14 protein-coding genes are annotated in these 17,717 nt (G+C 35.3%); 6 read left to right on the top strand and 8 right to left on the bottom strand.

What is annotated here, in order from left to right; genetic code table 11:
* Window positions 1-174: 174 nt before the first annotated feature.
* Complete coding sequence (locus B0A67_RS02840; RefSeq protein WP_072959526.1) at window positions 175-804, top strand: DUF4230 domain-containing protein; 630 nt, start codon at window positions 175-177, stop codon at window positions 802-804.
* A 208-nt stretch (window positions 805-1,012) separates the two neighbouring features.
* Here the strand turns inward: B0A67_RS02840 and B0A67_RS02835 are convergent, their stop codons facing one another.
* The 7 genes from B0A67_RS02835 to B0A67_RS24895 all read right to left on the bottom strand — a co-directional run bounded on the left by B0A67_RS02835 (window position 1,013) and on the right by B0A67_RS24895 (window position 9,702).
* Window positions 1,013-2,788, bottom strand: coding sequence for an aromatic amino acid hydroxylase (locus B0A67_RS02835; RefSeq protein WP_072959523.1), 1,776 nt, complete (start codon window positions 2,786-2,788; stop codon window positions 1,013-1,015).
* 295 nt (window positions 2,789-3,083) lie between these two features.
* Window positions 3,084-3,467, bottom strand: a complete 384-nt coding sequence (locus B0A67_RS02830) for a group III truncated hemoglobin (protein WP_072959917.1) — start codon at window positions 3,465-3,467, stop codon at window positions 3,084-3,086.
* A 140-nt stretch (window positions 3,468-3,607) separates the two neighbouring features.
* Window positions 3,608-4,852 (bottom strand): threonine ammonia-lyase IlvA, encoded by a 1,245-nt coding sequence (gene ilvA, locus B0A67_RS02825; protein WP_072959520.1) that lies wholly within the window; start codon window positions 4,850-4,852, stop codon window positions 3,608-3,610.
* A 343-nt stretch (window positions 4,853-5,195) separates the two neighbouring features.
* On the bottom strand, window positions 5,196-5,735 hold the full coding sequence (locus B0A67_RS02820; RefSeq protein ID WP_072959914.1) for a DUF4136 domain-containing protein: 540 nt from the start codon (window positions 5,733-5,735) through the stop codon (window positions 5,196-5,198).
* A 65-nt stretch (window positions 5,736-5,800) separates the two neighbouring features.
* Window positions 5,801-7,777, bottom strand: coding sequence for a urocanate hydratase (locus B0A67_RS02815; RefSeq protein WP_072959517.1), 1,977 nt, complete (start codon window positions 7,775-7,777; stop codon window positions 5,801-5,803).
* A 634-nt stretch (window positions 7,778-8,411) separates the two neighbouring features.
* Window positions 8,412-9,386: a 2-hydroxyacid dehydrogenase gene (locus tag B0A67_RS02810; RefSeq protein ID WP_072959514.1), complete on the bottom strand. Its 975-nt coding sequence runs from the start codon at window positions 9,384-9,386 to the stop codon at window positions 8,412-8,414.
* Window positions 9,387-9,525: 139 nt separating this feature from the next.
* The gene (locus tag B0A67_RS24895; protein ID WP_207557304.1) at window positions 9,526-9,702 is read right to left on the bottom strand and encodes a DUF5522 domain-containing protein; all 177 of its coding nucleotides are present in this window, start codon (window positions 9,700-9,702) and stop codon (window positions 9,526-9,528) included.
* A 113-nt stretch (window positions 9,703-9,815) separates the two neighbouring features.
* On the opposite strand from B0A67_RS24895, the gene B0A67_RS02805 reads away from it, so the two are divergent.
* The 5 genes from B0A67_RS02805 (at window position 9,816) to B0A67_RS02785 (ending at window position 16,006) form a co-directional block, all read left to right on the top strand.
* Window positions 9,816-10,157 carry a hypothetical protein gene (locus tag B0A67_RS02805; RefSeq protein ID WP_072959511.1) on the top strand — a complete coding sequence of 114 codons (342 nt, stop codon included), beginning with the start codon at window positions 9,816-9,818 and terminating at the stop codon, window positions 10,155-10,157.
* Between the two features lie 3 nt (window positions 10,158-10,160).
* Window positions 10,161-11,057: a 1-aminocyclopropane-1-carboxylate deaminase/D-cysteine desulfhydrase gene (locus tag B0A67_RS02800; RefSeq protein ID WP_089069505.1), complete on the top strand. Its 897-nt coding sequence runs from the start codon at window positions 10,161-10,163 to the stop codon at window positions 11,055-11,057.
* A complete protein-coding gene (locus B0A67_RS02795) occupies window positions 11,050-11,949 on the top strand; it encodes a glucosaminidase domain-containing protein (RefSeq protein ID WP_072959505.1) in 900 nt (299 codons plus the stop codon). Before B0A67_RS02800 ends, B0A67_RS02795 begins: the two co-directional genes overlap by 8 nt.
* 126 nt (window positions 11,950-12,075) lie before the next feature.
* A complete protein-coding gene (gene hemL, locus B0A67_RS02790; RefSeq protein WP_072959502.1) occupies window positions 12,076-13,362 on the top strand; it encodes a glutamate-1-semialdehyde 2,1-aminomutase in 1,287 nt (428 codons plus the stop codon).
* Window positions 13,363-13,531: 169 nt separating this feature from the next.
* The gene (locus B0A67_RS02785; protein ID WP_072959498.1) at window positions 13,532-16,006 is read left to right on the top strand and encodes a zinc-dependent metalloprotease; all 2,475 of its coding nucleotides are present in this window, start codon (window positions 13,532-13,534) and stop codon (window positions 16,004-16,006) included.
* A 63-nt stretch (window positions 16,007-16,069) separates the two neighbouring features.
* On the opposite strand, the gene B0A67_RS02780 is transcribed toward B0A67_RS02785, so the two are convergent.
* Window positions 16,070-17,698, bottom strand: a complete 1,629-nt coding sequence (locus B0A67_RS02780; RefSeq protein ID WP_207557303.1) for an IS1182 family transposase — start codon at window positions 17,696-17,698, stop codon at window positions 16,070-16,072.
* Between the last annotated feature and the right edge of the window lie 19 nt (window positions 17,699-17,717).

Raw genomic sequence — 17,717 nt, 5'->3', positions numbered from 1 at the left:
TTTATTAATGACGTGAATTTAAAATTTGTGAAATTGATTATTATGCGCAAACTATGAATTTGTGAAAATTTGTGAAATTTGTGGCGAAAAAAAACTTTACGACAAAGAAACTTCATAGCCAAAAACTTTTATCCTCTTAGAAAAAGAAGTAAATTGGTCTAATAAAATAATAGAATGCAAAATTTAGTCAAAAGAATTATTGGAGTTGGTGTCATTGTTTTAATCATTGTTCTTGCTTTCAGATATTGTGAGTTCAAGAAAGACGACGATTCGACAATCGATTATAACACCAATCTCATTCAGCAACAGATTTTGAATGTTGGGAAATTGGTAGTAACCGAAGGACATTTCTCTGAAGTTATTACTTATAAAAACCAGCAAAAGTATTTGATGGACATGGTTTCTTTTGAGAAAAAAGCACTTGTTGTCGTAAATGCAAACGTTACCGTGGCGTATGATTTGCATAAAATGAAGTACGATATCGACGAAAAAAATAAAACGATTACGATTCTTAATATTCCAAAAGAAGAAATTACCATCAATCCCGATATTCAGTTTTATGACGTCGAGCAAAGCAAACTGAATCCGTTTACGGGAGACGATTACAATAAAATCAACAAGTCCGTAAAAGCTAATCTGGCCAAGAAAATCGAAAAATCTACTTTAAAAACCAATGCTCAAAACCGTTTAATTAGCGAATTGTCTAAGATTTTGATTCTGACGAATTCAATGGGCTGGAAATTGCAATACGAAGGAAAAACAATCGAATCTGATAAAGATTTTAATGAAGATTTGAAGTTGTGATTTGCCACGAAGGTGCTAAGACACAAAGTTCTTTTATAGACTATAAGAATTAAAGCGGCTAAATAAATAATCTCGCAAAGACGCAAAGTCGCAAAGAAAAAAACTTAAAGTTAAAAACTTTGCGACTTTGCGAGATTAAAAATCTGCGAAATCTATTTAAATTTATGAAAATCTGCTTGAAATTACGATACTATAAAAACTTTGCGTCTTAGTGTCTTTGTGGCAAATTAGGCAAAGAGCTATTAAAAATCAAATCCAAACCACCGCCAATCAAGTGCGCGACTTCAGGACGTTTTACTTTCAATTGATCCAAATAAACCAAGACTTCCTGTAGAAGTTGTTCTTCGTTTGCATCTTTCAAAAGCTCAGCAATTTCAATAGACAATAACCAATCACTAGAATGGTTTTTTTGAAGTTTTTCAAACACAGCTTTCAATTCAGATTTAGAATCTTTGTTTTCTCTTATCATGCGAACCGTTTGATACAAAATCTCTAAATCATCGCGTTCGTCCGTATGTTTGGCTTTAATAGTAGTTGTTTTTGGAACAGAATTAATCAGATCAAAACTATTTACATCGGCTGGACCGGAAAAAGCGGAAACCACTTTTTTACCAATTGCCATATCATAATTTCCCCACTCAGGCTGAAACAAAATTGTTTCGCCATGCGTTACCGTACAATTTCTAAAACTAATCAGGATAATTTCTCCATGTAAGTTTCTTGATCCTGTAATGATTTCGCCTTCAACAATAATATTGCCTTCAAATTCCAGTTTTACGGTTTCATTTTCAACAATAGAATAAGCCTGTAAATCCTTCGGACTCATATCTTCAATTGCCAGATTAAAACCTTTCAGTTTCCCAATCGGACTTCCAAATCCTTCAGGATGTGTCAATGTTCCGTGGCCCACTAATTCTTTTTCACGGTACGATAAAGCAGTTTTTCCGGTAGTCTGAATGTAAACCGGTTTTCCTTCCTCTTCCAGAACATTGGTAAAAACACCGGAAATTTGCAGGCCTGTGCTCAACTCAATTGTCCCTAAAGCATTCGAATGAATCAGTTTCTGAATCCCCGAAAGACCTCCCGTGCGTAAAGCCATTTTATTAGCAAACTCTTCCAAAATCAAACTTAAATAAGAAAAATTTGGAGTTACATATAGTTGAGGTTGTAACTGCGTAATATCAAAATTTTGATTCGCAGCCGAGATATCATAAGGTATTTTCTTTACGTTATCTGTCATACACCAGGCACTTTCACCAATAGACGAAAGTAATCCGGCTCCATATATTTTTGGGTTTTCAACAGTTCCAATCAAGCCATATTCAACCGTCCACCAATGCAGGTTTCTAATTTGTGCCATTTCAGACAATTCACCCATATTATTCTGCAAATCAGCAACCGCTTTTTCGGCTTCATCTATTTTTTCTTGAGGCGTATCTTCGGCTTCTTTCAAAATCGAAAGCAATCGAATTGCTTCATACATTTGATAATCTTTGTGTGATGAAATCGCTTTACAGCCAATTTCGCCAAAGCGTCTTAAATATTCAGCATATTCAGGATTGGCTATAATAGGAGCATGGCCGGCACCTTCGTGAATAATATCCGGCGCAGGCGTATATTCAATATGTTCAAGCTGACGAATATCTGAAGCAATAACCAAAACGTTATACGCCTGAAATTCCATAAATGCATTGGGCGGAATAAACCCATCAACGGCAACAGCAGCCCAGCCAATTTCGGTCAGAATTCTGTTCATCCCGTACATACTTGGGATCGAATCAATTTCGATTCCTGTTTTGCGTAAACCGTCTAGATATGAATTATGGGCAACTTTCGATAAATAATCTACATTTTTACGCATTACATAACGCCAGACCGCTTGATTTATAGGAGTGTAATCGCTATAATCCTGAGGTTTGATAAATTGCTTTAAATGTTTAGGCAATCGCTCTAATAATGGATTTGTTTCAATACTTGCATTCATTTCGAAAACGTTGTAGATTAGAATGTAAAATTACGAATTAAGACCGCTATTTTTTGCTATTTGTTACAATTTTTTTGTTCGAAATGATTTATTATTGCGTTTTTCGTGAAGTTTATCTTAAGAGCTGGTGTAAGTTTTAGGAGCTATTTCCTGCTGTCCGCTGTATCTTTTTGTTTTTAAAGAAAAAACAAAAAGGATGCCGCTTCCATCAGGGCTAGGACTCCCATTTCAAAAGAACTTTTGTGCCACGACTCAGGCGACAGCGAATAAGCGAAGCAAATTTGTGGCAAAAAAATTAATGATTCTCCGGATTTCTAAAATATTCAATTTTGTAATTGAACATATACGCCATATTTGCCGCGCGAACTTTAGCTTCTTCGGCTAATTTTCCAACAAATAAACCATCAACAGTTGCTGTGAAAATTTCCATCCAGCGGTCAAAATGAGATTGGTTTACAGGTAATTGTTTGTGCGGTGGAAAAGGGCTTCCAGAATACGTATGTTCTTCTAAAAGAATAGTTTGCCAAAAGCGATACATTTTCTCTAAATGTTCAGGCCATCTGCCCAACATTTTCTCATTGAAAATTGGTCCAATTAAATCGTCTTTCTGAACTTTATCGTAAAAGGTATTTACTAATAGTTTAATGTCTTCTATATTTGATATATCCTGAGTTGCCATTTTTTTAGAATAAAATAAGTGTTCTCTTTTCGCAAGTTTGATAAAATCTTTGATGATCCCTGCGAAAAGCGATTGCACAAAGTTACACAAAGATCACGCAGCCAAACTCAAAGAAAAACAAAAAGCGAGTTAAAGTTTGGTTATCCTATTAGCTGTGTAAACAAATCCTGATTATCATTCAAATATTGAAATTCAAAACCATTTTTGGTCATGTTCAATTTGATTGCCAGAATATCTTTTTTGTTTTTCAATTCTAATCCAACCACTACCGAGCCAACTTCGCGACTATTTTTTTTGGCAAATTGAAAATAAGTAATGTCATCATCCGGACCTAAAATATTATTTACAAATTCTTTTAGGGCTCCGGGACGCTGTGGGAACTGAATCATAAAATAATGCATCAAACCCTCGTAAAGCAAAGAACGTTCTTTTATCTCGGCGGTTCTTTCGATATCATTGTTGCTGCCGCTTACTACACAAACAACCGTTTTTCCTTTTATTTTATCCTTATAAAAATCCAGTGCCGCAATGGTCAATGCTCCTGCAGGTTCGACAACCATAGCTTCTTCATTGTACAAACGCAAAATTGTGGTGCAAACTTTACCTTCAGGAACGAGAATAATATCTTCGAGATTGTATCGGCAGATTTCAAAAGTTTTGTCGCCAACTTGTTTTACAGCTGCACCATCCACAAATTTATCGATAGTGGTTAAGGCGGTATTTTTATTCTCTTCAATCGAGGTTTTCATCGAAGGGGCACCTTTGGGTTCAACCCCAATAATTTTGGTATGTGGACTCAGATGTCTGAAAACTTCAGATAAACCGGAGGCTAATCCGCCGCCGCCAATGGGTACAAAAACATAATCTATAGGTTCTTTGTAGTTTTCCAGAATTTCAAGTCCAACAGTTCCCTGACCCGCAATTACTTTTTCATCATCAAAAGGATGAATGAAAATTTTATGATTCTGAATTGCATCTGCAGTTGCCGAGGCATAAGCATCATCAAAAGTATCTCCGGTCAGCACAATTTCTACGAACGACTTTCCGAACAATTGAACTTGTTTTACTTTTTGTTTCGGAGTTGTTTTAGGCATGTAAATTTTGCCTTGTATTTGCAAAAGATGACAGGAATAAGCTACGCCCTGTGCATGATTACCGGCACTTGCACAAACAATTCCGGTTGCTTTTTCGCTATCGTTCAACGAAGAAATCTTGTTATAAGCTCCTCTGATTTTGTATGACCGTACAATTTGTAAATCTTCCCGTTTTAATAAAATAGTAGATTTAAACTCGTCCGAAAGATTTAAATTTTGTGTGATTGGAGTAGCAGCAACTACATTTTCGAGTTGCTTTTTTGCAGCAAGTACTTCGTTGAATAAATTCATTTTGTTTGTTTTTTTATTTTTGCCACAGATTAAATGATTTAAAAATACTTTTAATCTGGGGCTAGAAAAATATAGTTTTTGTTTTTACCACAAATTGAACAAATTTCCGCTAATTTATTTACTCAAACACAGGAAAATAATTTTTGAAAATATGTGTAATTTGTGGTTATTTTTTAATTGATAAAATAAAAAAACCTCCCGGTTTGGGAGGTTTAATAAATTGTATTTTGTTTACTTATTTATATAATACCTCGCCATTATTGCTGAATTGCAATAATGTTGATAGAGATAATAATGATATTTAAGTTTTTCATTTCAGATAATTGAATGGCAAATGTATTAATTATTTTTTAACCGGAGGATATTGTGCCAAAACTTTTGATACAATTTCTTTTACTTTTGCGTCTTTTTTATCCACGTTTTTGGTTAAAGTTCCAACACCTTCACCTTGCCAGATCATTTCTTTCTTTTTAGCATCGATTAAATCAATGAACAAAGTTCCTTCTGTAGAAGTTGATACAGTAGTTTGGTTTCCTCCGTACATCATATAAGGATTCCATCCCCAGCCCCAACCGTAACCCCAGCCGGCGCTAAATTGGTTTACATTAACCTGCTCTCTTGATTTTGTAAAAATGTTTACTAATAAATCAGGGTTGTCGCTTTTTGTAAAACCTTTGGCTTGCATTTCTTCGTCTATGGCGTGTAGGATACGTCTTTTATCCAAATCAGAAATTTCGACCTTATCAATTCCGGGCTTAAAAAAGGCATAAGTCTTATAAGGCGCAAAATCTACGTTTTTATCATAATCAGAATATACACTTACCGTGCTGCATGAGGCTAGTATCAAAAGCAAAAAAACGGGTACTAATTTGAATGTTTTCATATGTTTAAAAATTTTAATGTTCTTGTTCATTTTGTCAGGCTGAGCGGAGTCGAAGCCCTCTTTGTCTAAAATAGATTTTCATCTACAATATTAGGTAAAGTTACTTTTAATAAAGGCTGAACTTCCATCGCTCTTTTTATAGCAAAAATAGCTTCGTCATTTCGAGCCCAGCTTCGTCTTGAAATTCCGTTGTTAACATCCCAAAAAAGCATTGATGCTAAACGTTTTGAAGCCTCTTGAGAACCATCAAGAACCATACCAAAACCACCATTTATGACCTCTCCCCAGCCAACTCCGCCACCATTATGAATCGAAACCCAGGTTGCACCTCTGAAGCTGTCTCCAATCACGTTCTGAATGGCCATATCGGCTGTAAAACGAGATCCGTCATAGATATTAGATGTCTCTCGATAGGGAGAATCCGTTCCGGAAACGTCATGGTGATCGCGGCCTAAAACAACCGTTCCAATTTCGCCTTTGGCAATTGCCTGATTAAAAGCTTCGGCAATTTTAATTCGGCCTTCAGCATCCGCGTATAAAATACGCGCCTGAGAACCTACCACCAGCTTATTTTCCTGTGCACCTTTGATCCATTTAATGTTATCCTGCATTTGCTGCTGAATTTCATCTGGAGAAGTCTTTGCCAATTCTTCTAAAACCTGACTGGCGATATTATCTGTTTTTTGTAAATCTTCTGGTTTCCCGGACGTACAAACCCATCTAAACGGGCCAAACCCATAATCAAAACACATAGGTCCCATAATGTCCTGAACGTAACTAGGATATCTGAAATCGATATTATTCTCCGCCATTACATCAGCACCAGCGCGGGAAGCTTCTAATAAAAAGGCATTTCCGTAATCAAAAAAGTAAGTTCCTTTTTCAGTGTGTTTGTTAATAGCCCTGGCCTGACGGCGTAAAGATTCCTGTACTTTTTCTTTGAATAAGTCCGGATTATTGGCCATCATATCGTTGGCTTCTTCAAACGAAATACCAACCGGATAATAACCACCTGCCCAGGGATTATGAAGTGAAGTTTGGTCTGAACCCAAGTCAATTTTGATGTTTTCTTTGTAGAAACATTCCCAAACATCCACTACATTTCCTAAATAAGCAATCGAAACCACTTCTTTATTGGCTTTCGCCAAAGTGACTCTTTTTACCAATTCCTCAGTCGAAGTTACGATTTCGTTAATCCAGCCTTGTTCGTGACGGATTTTAGTGATTTTAGGATTTACTTCGGCACAAACCGTGATACAACCCGCAATATTTCCTGCTTTTGGCTGTGCACCGGACATTCCGCCAAGACCTGAAGTTACAAATAAATTGCCTTCAGGATTGAGTTTTATTTTTCTGAAACCATTCAAAACCGTGATTGTAGTCCCGTGTACGATTCCTTGCGGGCCAATATACATATAACTTCCAGCGGTCATTTGTCCGTATTGTGAAACGCCCAAAGCATTCATTTTTTCCCAATCATCCGGTTTGGAGTAATTCGGAATCACCATTCCGTTTGTAACCACAACTCTTGGCGCTTCTGAATGCGATGGAAATAATCCCATTGGATGTCCTGAATACATCGTTAAAGTCTGCTCATCTGTCATTTCAGACAAATATTGCATCGTCAGTAAATATTGTGCCCAATTCTGAAAAACAGCACCATTTCCGCCATACGTAATCAATTCATGAGGATGCTGCGCTACAGCATAATCCAGATTGTTCTGAATCATGTGCATAATCGCTTTTGCCTGCAATGATTTTCCGGGATATTCGTCAATTGGTCGTGCATACATTCTGTAATCAGGACGCAGGCGATACATATAGATACGGCCGTATTTTTCTAATTCTTCTGAGAATTCTTTAATTAATTCGGCGTGATGTTTGGCTTCAAAATAACGTAATGCATTTTTTAAAGCCAGTTTTTTTTCTTCTGTAGAAAGAATATCTTTTCGTTTTGGCGCGTGGTTAATCGCTAAATCGTAATCTTTTTTTGGAGGAAGTATGGATGGAATTCCCTGTTGTATTTGTTCTTGAAAAGTCATTTTTTTTAGAGATACTAAGTTGCTAAGATTCTAAGACGCTAAGGTATTTTAGTTAGATTAACAACAGATTAATTTTTTGTTTTTTTTACTATATCGCTCCGCTGGAGTTCAAATTTTAGATTTTAGATTGTTGATTTTAGATTTTGTAAAAACGTAAAATTCAACATCTGAAATTATTATGTTTCGCTCCGCTGGAGTTCAAATTTTAGATTTTAGATTGTTGATTTTAGATTTTTGTAAACGTAAAATTCAACATCTGAAATTATTATGTTTAAATTATATCGCTCCGCTGGAGCTCAAAGTCGTGAGAATGTTTTATTCTATAAATATGCCACTCCAAACCGAGTTTTCTTAGCCTTGGAAAGGCGTAATATTTATAGAAAACAATATGCGTCATTTCATAAAAGCTCCAGAGGAGCGAAATATTAATTGATGCAATTGGAATTTGGAATTTAAAATTTGGAATTTATTTAAATTATCTACTTCCCAATATTGCCACATTTTCTAATTAAACTAAGGATAACGAATATCCGACCTGTGATACGATTTGTGGATCGTAATCTTAAATTTTCTTGAGCGGATATCCATATATAATTTTAGATTTTAGAGTTCAGATTTTAGATTGGAATTTATTTTAAAAGTAAACTTCTTCATTTACACAAAACGGCATTTTTTTATCTTCAAAAAGCGCTATTACATTTTGTGCGGCACAAACTGCCATTGCATTTCTGGCTTCAAATGTTGCTGAGCCAATATGTGGCAAAACACAACAATTTGGCAAGGACAGTAACGGGTTGTCTTGTTTCATGGGTTCCGGATTGGTAACGTCAAGTCCGGCGCCCCAGATAATGTCATTCGTTAAGGCCTGAAATAAATCATTTTCGTTATGGAATTTTCCTCTTGCTGTATTAATGAAAATAGCATTTCGTTTCATTTTCGCAAAAGTATCTTTATTGAAAAGTTCGTTATTTTCTGTGGTGTAATTAGAATGAATACTCAAAACATCACTTTCTGAAAGCAGAGTTTCAAAATCTACATATTGAGCGTTCAGTTCTTTTTCGGCATTTTCATTATGAGAACGATTGTGGTAAATTATATTCATTTCAAATGCCACTTTACATTTTCTGGCCATTTCAAAGCCAATTCTTCCCAAGCCGAATATTCCTAATGTTTTACCATACAGTTCTTGTCCTAAATTTTCTAATGCATTAAAGGTATTCCAGTCTCCGTTGATAATTTTTTTGTGATTAAAAAATGCCTTTCTCGCCACATTTTGCATCAGCAAAAAAGCAATATCTGAGGTTGCTCTGTTTAAAACGTCAGGCGTATTACCAACAGGGATTTTGCGGCTATTAGCAGATGTAATCTTGACAGCATCAAATCCTACAGAAAATAAAGCGATACCTTTTAAATTGGGGCATTGCTGAAAAAAGTCTTCATCTAAATTATTGGCTCCAACATTAAGGAGAACATCGTTTTCCTGACAGATTTTGATGAACTCATTTCTTGATAATACATTCTCTGTAGGGTTTATGGTAAGATTGATTCCTTTTTTTCGAAGTAATGAAATGCCTGCTTCTGGTATATCTTTATTTATAAAAACGTTCATTTTTGTTTAGATTTTTAGATGTTAGATTGTTAGATTTTTTGAAGTTGAAAAACATATCTATCCTTAATGAGGTTAGTTTAATTTAAAATTCTCTTTCAATAATTATCTAATGATCAAACTGGCACATTTTCTAATTAAATTATTTCTTAATTCTGCCTGTTTTTTTATCGAAACCATACGGACAGTGACGGCAGCCGCTTTTACAGCAATAACCTCTTTTTAAATGGTGTTTCTCAGTAAAGCATTTATAACCTTCAGGCGTATAGTAAAAATCTTCACCTTCGATTAATTTATTTTCATTACTTTGCTCTTTCATAAATCTGCATTGGGGTTCATGTTCTCATTTCTCTAAATCAAATTTATTATTTAGATTGTGATTTTAATGAAATTGAACAATTTTTATCTACAAATTTATAAATTTTACAGCTAATGTTTCTGATTGTTGCTAAATATTTAATTCCAAAAGGATATCGCGGAATGGCGGTCTTTCCGTTTGTAATTTTAAAATATGATTTTGATAAAGACAATCCGGTTTTTGTCAATCATGAAAAAATTCATTTGAGACAACAATTAGAATTGCTGTTTGTTCCGTTTTATATTTTTTATCTCTTAGAGTATACAATTAGATTAATACAATACAAAAACAAGGATTTAGCGTACCGCAATATAAGTTTTGAAAGAGAAGCTTATACTAATGAAGCAGATTTGGATTATTTAAAAAAACGGTCTTTCTTTCGCTTTTTGAATTACATAACTTTAAAACAAAAATAGATTTTGAACCAACGAATTCATATCGCTTTTCCCAATGATATTTCACTTACGATAAAACGAGATGATCTTAATCATCCTTTTATTTCCGGGAATAAATTGCGAAAACTAAAATATAATTTGCTTCAGGCAAAAGCAGAGAATCAGCAAACAGTATTGACTTTTGGCGGTGCTTTCTCTAATCATATTGCTGCTGTGGCGCATGCCGGAAAAGAGCAGGGTTTCAAAACTATTGGCGTTATTCGTGGTGATGAACTTTTTGATAAAATTAAAGAAAACCCGACATTGAGATTTGCTCAGCAAAACGGGATGCAATTTGAGTTTGTAACGCGGGAAGATTACAGGGATAAGAGTGAAATTTTCTTTATAGAAAAATTAAAAGAGAAGTTTGGTGATTTCTATTTAGTGCCAGAAGGCGGTACAAATGAATTGGCAGTAAAAGGCTGTGAAGAGATTTTGACTGATGAAGATGCCGTTTTCGATTATGTTTGCTGTGCGGTTGGAACAGGCGGAACAATCTCCGGATTAATCAATAGTGCCTTGCCACATCAGAAAATTTTAGGGTTTCCGGCGTTAAAAGGTGACTTTTTAACCGATGAAATTCGTATTTTTGCAAAACAAGATAACTGGAATTTGATTTCTGACTATCATTTTGGAGGTTACGGGAAAGTGAATTTAGAATTAATTGAATTTATCAATACTTTTTTAGAAGATACTAAAGTGCCCCTTGATCCAATTTATACAGGAAAAATGGTTTTTGGCGTTATAGATTTAATTCATAAGAACTATTTTCCTGAACATTCAAAAATAGTACTCATTCATACCGGCGGATTGCAGGGAATTGAAGGGATGAATATAAAACTGAAACAGAAAAAATTACCAATACTTAAAAACAATGGTTAAAAAAATAATAACATTTTTGATTCTGGCAACTTTAGTGAGTTGTTCCTCTAGTAAACCTGCTATTGCAACCACTAAAAAAGCAGCAATGCAGAAAACCAGAGTGGCAACGACCCGAAAGCCCGCTTATGCTAAACCAATTGGTAAAAATTATCCCACTACAAACAATACTACAGAAGTTATACAATCTACTTCGAAAACAGTCGTAACCAATGATTTAATCACAAATTATGTATTGCAATATAAAGACATTGCAATGGGTAATATGCAAAAATACGGCATTCCTGCCAGTATTATTCTGGCTCAGGGAATTCTGGAATCCGGTGCAGGAAGAGGTGATTTAGCTATTGAAGCAAATAATCATTTCGGAATAAAATGTCATAAAGACTGGTTAGGGGAAAGTGTTCGTCATGACGATGATTCAGCTCAGGAATGTTTCAGGAAATATCCCGAAGCTGCAGAATCTTACAGAGATCATGCTTTGTTTCTGGTTGGAAAAAACAGATATGCGACGTTATTTACTTACGAAAAAGACGATTATAAATCTTGGGCAAAAGGGTTGAGAGCCGCAGGTTATGCAACAGATCCTAATTACCCGGACAAATTAATAAGTTATATCGAAAGATACAATCTGCATCAATACGATTGTCTGGTTACAGGAAGAAATTACAAACCTTTTGAGAAATCAGCCGTGGCTAAAAGTTCTTCAACGCCAGTAAGAAGTTCCTCAAATTCGAGTGCAAATTCAAACGATCCCAATTCATACGAAGTTCAAAAAGGGGATACCTTATATTCGATTTCAAAAAAATTCAACTTGCTTGTTGATGATTTAAAGCGTAAAAATAATCTTTCAGACAATGCCATTTCAATTGGACAGCGATTGAAAGTGAAATAAGTTTTTAGTTTTGAGTGCCGGTTTTCAGTCTCAGTTTGAAAGTATTCAAAAATCTAAAATTCAAATTTTAAAATAGAGTTCATAGTTTATCATCTAAAATCAGAACTCTAAAATCTAAAATCTAAAATGATATATAAAAGAAGTAGTCAGCTTTTTGCTGAAGCAGAAAAAGTGATTCCGGGAGGAGTAAATTCACCAGTTAGAGCCTTTAAAGCAGTTGGGGGAACTCCTATTTTTGTAAAAAGTGCCAAAGGTGCTTATTTGTATGACGAGGACGGAAATAAATTAATAGATTACATCAATTCATGGGGACCAATGGTTTTAGGTCATGCGTATCAGCCAGTTGTTGATGCTGTAATAGAAAAAGCAAAATTGGGAACTTCATTTGGAATGCCAACAGAATTAGAAACTCAAATTGCAGCTTTGGCGGTTTCTATGGTTCCGAATATTGATAAAATAAGATTTGTAAATTCTGGTACAGAAGCGTGTATGAGTGCAATTCGTCTGGCACGCGGATTTACAAAAAGAGATAAAATTATCAAATTTGCAGGTTGCTACCACGGACATTCTGATTCATTTTTGATTCAGGCCGGAAGTGGAGCCGTAACTTTTGGATCTCCAAATAGCCCGGGAGTTACAGAAGGAACTGCAAAAGATACTTTGTTGGCGAAATACAATGATTTAGAGAATGTAAAAACTTTGATCGGGGCCAATAAAGGGGAGATTGCAGCGATTATTATCGAAGCAGTTGCCGGAAATATGGGTTGTATCCCTCCTCAAAAAGGGTTTTTAGAAGGACTAAGAGAGCTGTGTACTACAAACGGAATTTTACTGATTTTTGATGAAGTAATGACAGGTTTCCGTTTGGCTCGCGGGGGAGTTCAGGAATTGTATAATATCAATGCTGATATTGTAACTTTCGGGAAAGTAATTGGCGGAGGTTTACCGGTTGGTGCTTTTGCTGCGCGAGAAGAAATCATGAATTATCTGGCACCACTTGGTCCGGTTTATCAGGCAGGAACATTATCAGGAAATCCGTTAGCAATGGCGGCAGGATTGGCAATGTTACAGGCATTAGATAATGATCGTGCTGTTTTTACCCGTTTAGAAGAGAAAACAGCTTATCTGGAAGCAGGAATTGACAGGGTTTTAAAGGCGAATAATGTTGTTTTTACCATCAATAGAGTAGGCTCTATGATTTCTGTTCATTTTGATGCAAGCCCGGTTGTTGATTTTCAAACGGCTGCAAAAGGAGATAATGAAACATTTAAGAAATTCTTTCACGGTTTATTGAACGAAGGTGTTTATATTGCGCCATCTGCTTATGAAACCTGGTTTATTACAGATGCATTAACCTACGACGATCTGGATTTTACGATTAATGCGATTGATAAAGTTTCGAAGACATTTTAAATTTTAATATATTTTTTTCAATTTAAGGTTTAGCTTTTTTATTAGAGCTGAGCCTTTTTTTGTTTTAGTTTGGGAATTAGTTAATGAAAAGTTAATATGTTATTTTTTTCTTCTAAAATTAGAATAAAAATTATTTTTGTTTATTGAATAATCACTAAACTTATAAGAAATGAATAAATTTTTCATTTTTATTACAATGGCATTTTTTATGCTGTTCTCTACACAACAATTTGCACAATCAAACAAAAAGAAATCCAAAGAAGTAGAATCTGCCGTTACGCCACCTGAGAAAAAATCAGAATCTGGAATAAAAGAATACAGTAAAGTTATTACTAAAAATGCTATTTCTGACGAAGGGCTTTTTACCGTTCATAAAGTCGATAAAAAATACTACTTCGAGATTCCAAATAAGTATTTAGATAAAGACATGCTTTTAGTAAGCAGACTTTCAAAATTACCTTCAAATTTAGGCGGAGGATATGTAAACGCCGGTTCTGAAACTAACGAACAATTAATAGTATGGCAGCGTTTTCAGGATAAAATTCTTATCAAATCAAAATCATATAATGCAGTTGCCAATGATACTTTGCCTATTAGTATTTCGGTAAAATCAAACAATTATGAGCCTACATTATTTGCTTTTGATATTGTAGCTTTTAGCAAAGATTCAGCAAATACAGTTATTGATGTAACTAAATTTTACAGTACAGACGTCAAAGCCATCAGCGGAATATCGGCAGAAATGCGCGAAATGTATAAAGTAAAAGGACTTGATGATTCGAGAAGTTTTATTAATACCATTAAAAGCTTTCCTATGAATATCGAAGTAATTCAGGATATGACTTATAATGCTTCGAAGCCGTCGATGTTAGAAGATACAGAATCAATAAGTATACAGATGAATCAATCTATGGTTTTATTACCCGAAGTGCCAATGAAGCCAAGATTTGCAGATCCCAGAGTGGGATGGTTTACTGTAAGTCAATATGATTATGGAAGTACGGAATTAAAATCTGACCTTAAAACATACATTCGTCGCTGGAGATTAGAACCTCAAGATCCCGAAGCTTATAACAGGGGAGAATTGGTTGAACCAATAAAACCAATTGTTTATTATTTAGATCCTGCAACGCCTGAAAAATTAAGAAAATATATCAAACAAGGAATTGAAGAATGGCAAAAACCTTTTGAAGCTGCGGGTTTTAAAAATGCCATTATTGCCAAAGATGCTCCAACAAAAGAAGAAGATCCTGATTTTAGTCCTGAAGATATTCGCTATTCGGTGATTCGTTATGTAGCGAGTACAACTCGAAATGCCGTTGGTCCAAGTGTATCTGACCCAAGAACCGGAGAAATTATCGAAAGTGATGTTATCTGGTATCACAATCATTTACGTTCGTACAGGAACCGCTACTTGCTCGAAACCGGAGCAGCAAATCCTTCCGCCAGAACTTTACAAACCAGTGATGAAGAAATGGGAGAAATGATGCGAATGGTAATTGCTCATGAAGTAGGCCACGCTTTAGGATTTCCTCATAATATGGGTGCAAGTTGTGCTTATGATGTTGAGAGTTACAGAAATGGAGATTTTACGCAAGAAAACGGAATCTCTGCAAGTATTATGGATTATGCTCGTTTTAATTATATTGCTCAGCCCGGAGATAAAAATATTCGCTTTATTCGTAAAATGGGAGCGTATGATCATTATGCTTTGAATTGGGGATATAGAGTAATTCCGAATGCTAAGTCTCCTGAAGATGAAGTTTCGGTTTTAGACAAATGGATTTTAGAGAAAGCAGGAAATCCTGTTTTTAAGTTTGGGAAACAAAGCAGTGCTTTTGACCCAACTTCGCAAACAGAAGATATTGGTAATAATTCGATGAAAGCAAGTTCTTACGGACTTAAAAATCTGGAATATGTAGCCAGTCATTTAAATGAATGGACAAGTAATGTGACCAATAATTATGGAGATTTAGATGAATTGTATAAAGAAATGCTGGATGTTTGGAGCAGATATGTAGGTCATGTTGTAACCAATGTTGGTGGAGTTTATGAAAATACTAAAAAGCCAAATCAAGTCGGGAACATTTATGAAGTGGTTCCAAAAGCGAAACAAATAGAAGCAATGAACTGGCTTCAAACCAATGCTTTTGCTTCGCCAACCTGGATCGTAAACGTAAATACTTTAAAGAATACAGACGTTGCAGGTTACACAGAAAGATTTAGAGCTTTGCAGGTTCGACATTTAAATAATTTATTGAGTATTGGCCGAATTGGTCGATTAATGGATAATGAAATCCTGGGTGCAGATACTTATAAAGCTTTGGATTTATTAAGAGATACACGAAAAGGAATCTGGAAAGAGACGGCTACGCCAGCGAATGTAACAATATACAGAAGAAATTTGCAACGCGGTTATATTGACAGAATGGGGGCTTTAATGACTGAAGAAATTAAATCAACAGATAGATCGACAGTATATTACAATGTAGCACAATCTGATGTCAGGGCTTTGGTTCGTGGCGAATTGACTGCATTAAAAACTACACTTTTAGCAGCAAAATCAAGACCCGTAAATACAGAAACAAAATACCATTATGAAGATTGTATCAAGCGAATCGATTTGATTTTAAACCCGAAATAAGAAAATACATAGTGAAGAGGTTGTCTGAAAAGACGACCTCTTTCTTTTATTATACTAGTAAATTTACAGAGTGTTTCTTGAAAAATGTAAATTTGGGCTAAAATGGTCTTCTATAAACTTTTCTAAAGCTTCTACGAGATCAAAAATGAGGTTAAAATTGCCCAAACGGATTTTAGCGATCCATTTAGAAAAGTTGTGAGCAATAGCAATCAGGCCAAATTCAGTATTTACTTTGGCTGTTTTGGTAAGTGTAAATCTTTTAAATCCTTTGTTTTGCTTGATGTTACCAAAAACCGGCTCTGGTTCAATACATCTTTTACTATAAATTTCCCTGCCCAATTCACTTTCTAAATTCTCTCTTGCCTTGAATTTCAGTCTTTGAAGATTGTGATTAATTTCTATCCGTCTGTTCCCCTTAGCTTTAAAGCATTGCCCCCGCAGAGGACATCCTGCGCAATTTAAAGCCTCATATACCGAATGATACTGTTCAAAACCAGTTGTAGTTTTTGATTTCTTAGTAAAGATACGAGGCATTTGCTGCCCCATTGGACAAACCAAAAAGTCTTGCTCATTATTATGAAACAGGTTTTGTGCGTGGAATAAATTGTTTTTATGCTTACGGGTCTCTTCGATACGGTACATGTTGTAGGGAACAAAAAAATCAATTTCTTTGTCTTCAAGGAGTTGATAATTTTCCTCACTTCCATAGCCCGCATCGGCTATAACTTTTGCAGATTGTTTGCCGTAGTTGCTTTTGAATCCTTCTAAGTGAGTCTTTAATGTGGTAAAATCAGTAGAAGTCTGGTGGGTGGAGTAATGTGTAATAATTTGATTTTCTGTAGAAATCTGAATATTATAACCCGCTTTTAATTGTCCGTTGCCCATATGATCTTCTTTCATGCGCATAAAAGTAGCATCGGTATCGGTTTTCGAATAACTGTTTCTATCCCCCAGAATTTCGAGATGTTTCTCATATTCTTTAAGTTTTACAAGCTGTTCTTTCTCGAGTTTTTGAAGTGATTTGTTCTGCTGTTTACTCAGCTTCTGCTTTTTTTCACTTTGGTTGATCTCGTGTATTTTTTCTTCTAATTTCTTACTGTCTACCTTGGTATCAGTTTGGTTATCAGTATGCATAATGTCTGACTCGATAGCCTGACCAATATCTGCCAGAACAGCATCGATTTTTCCCTGAAGCCTGTCTTTATGTTTTTCAACTGCTTTCTTCCACACAAAGCTGTATTTATGTGCGTTGGCTTCTATTTTAGTACCATCAATAAATTGTCTCTCCAGGCTAATGAGCTCTAAATCTACCATCATCAGAACGACCTGGCTGAAAAGTTTTTCGATATTCCCTTTTAATTTTTTTCCTCTAAAGTCATTGATAGTTCTAAAATCCGGCTGAAGTCCTCCCGAGAGCCACATAAAATATATATTCTCCTTCACGGCTCTAGCCAGCTTTCGGCTGGAATAGGTATTATTGAGATATCCGTAAAACAATATTTTCAATAACATCTTAGGATGGTAGCTGGATCTTCCACCGCCTTTAAACTGTGATATAATCTCGGAAATTTCCAACTGTTCAACAACACTGTCTATTAATCGGGCAGAATGATTCTCTGGGATCAGATCATTTAAATTCAATGGAAAAAGATCTTGCTGGTGAACCGAATGAGGCTTAAAAACTGGCTGCATAATCATTGATTTTAGTACT

It is taken from the genome of Flavobacterium aquidurense (assembly GCF_002217195.1).
GTDB classification, from domain to species: domain Bacteria; phylum Bacteroidota; class Bacteroidia; order Flavobacteriales; family Flavobacteriaceae; genus Flavobacterium; species Flavobacterium frigidimaris.
Note: the sequence above shows the minus strand (reverse complement) of the source record. Positions and strands in the feature narration are given on the sequence as shown.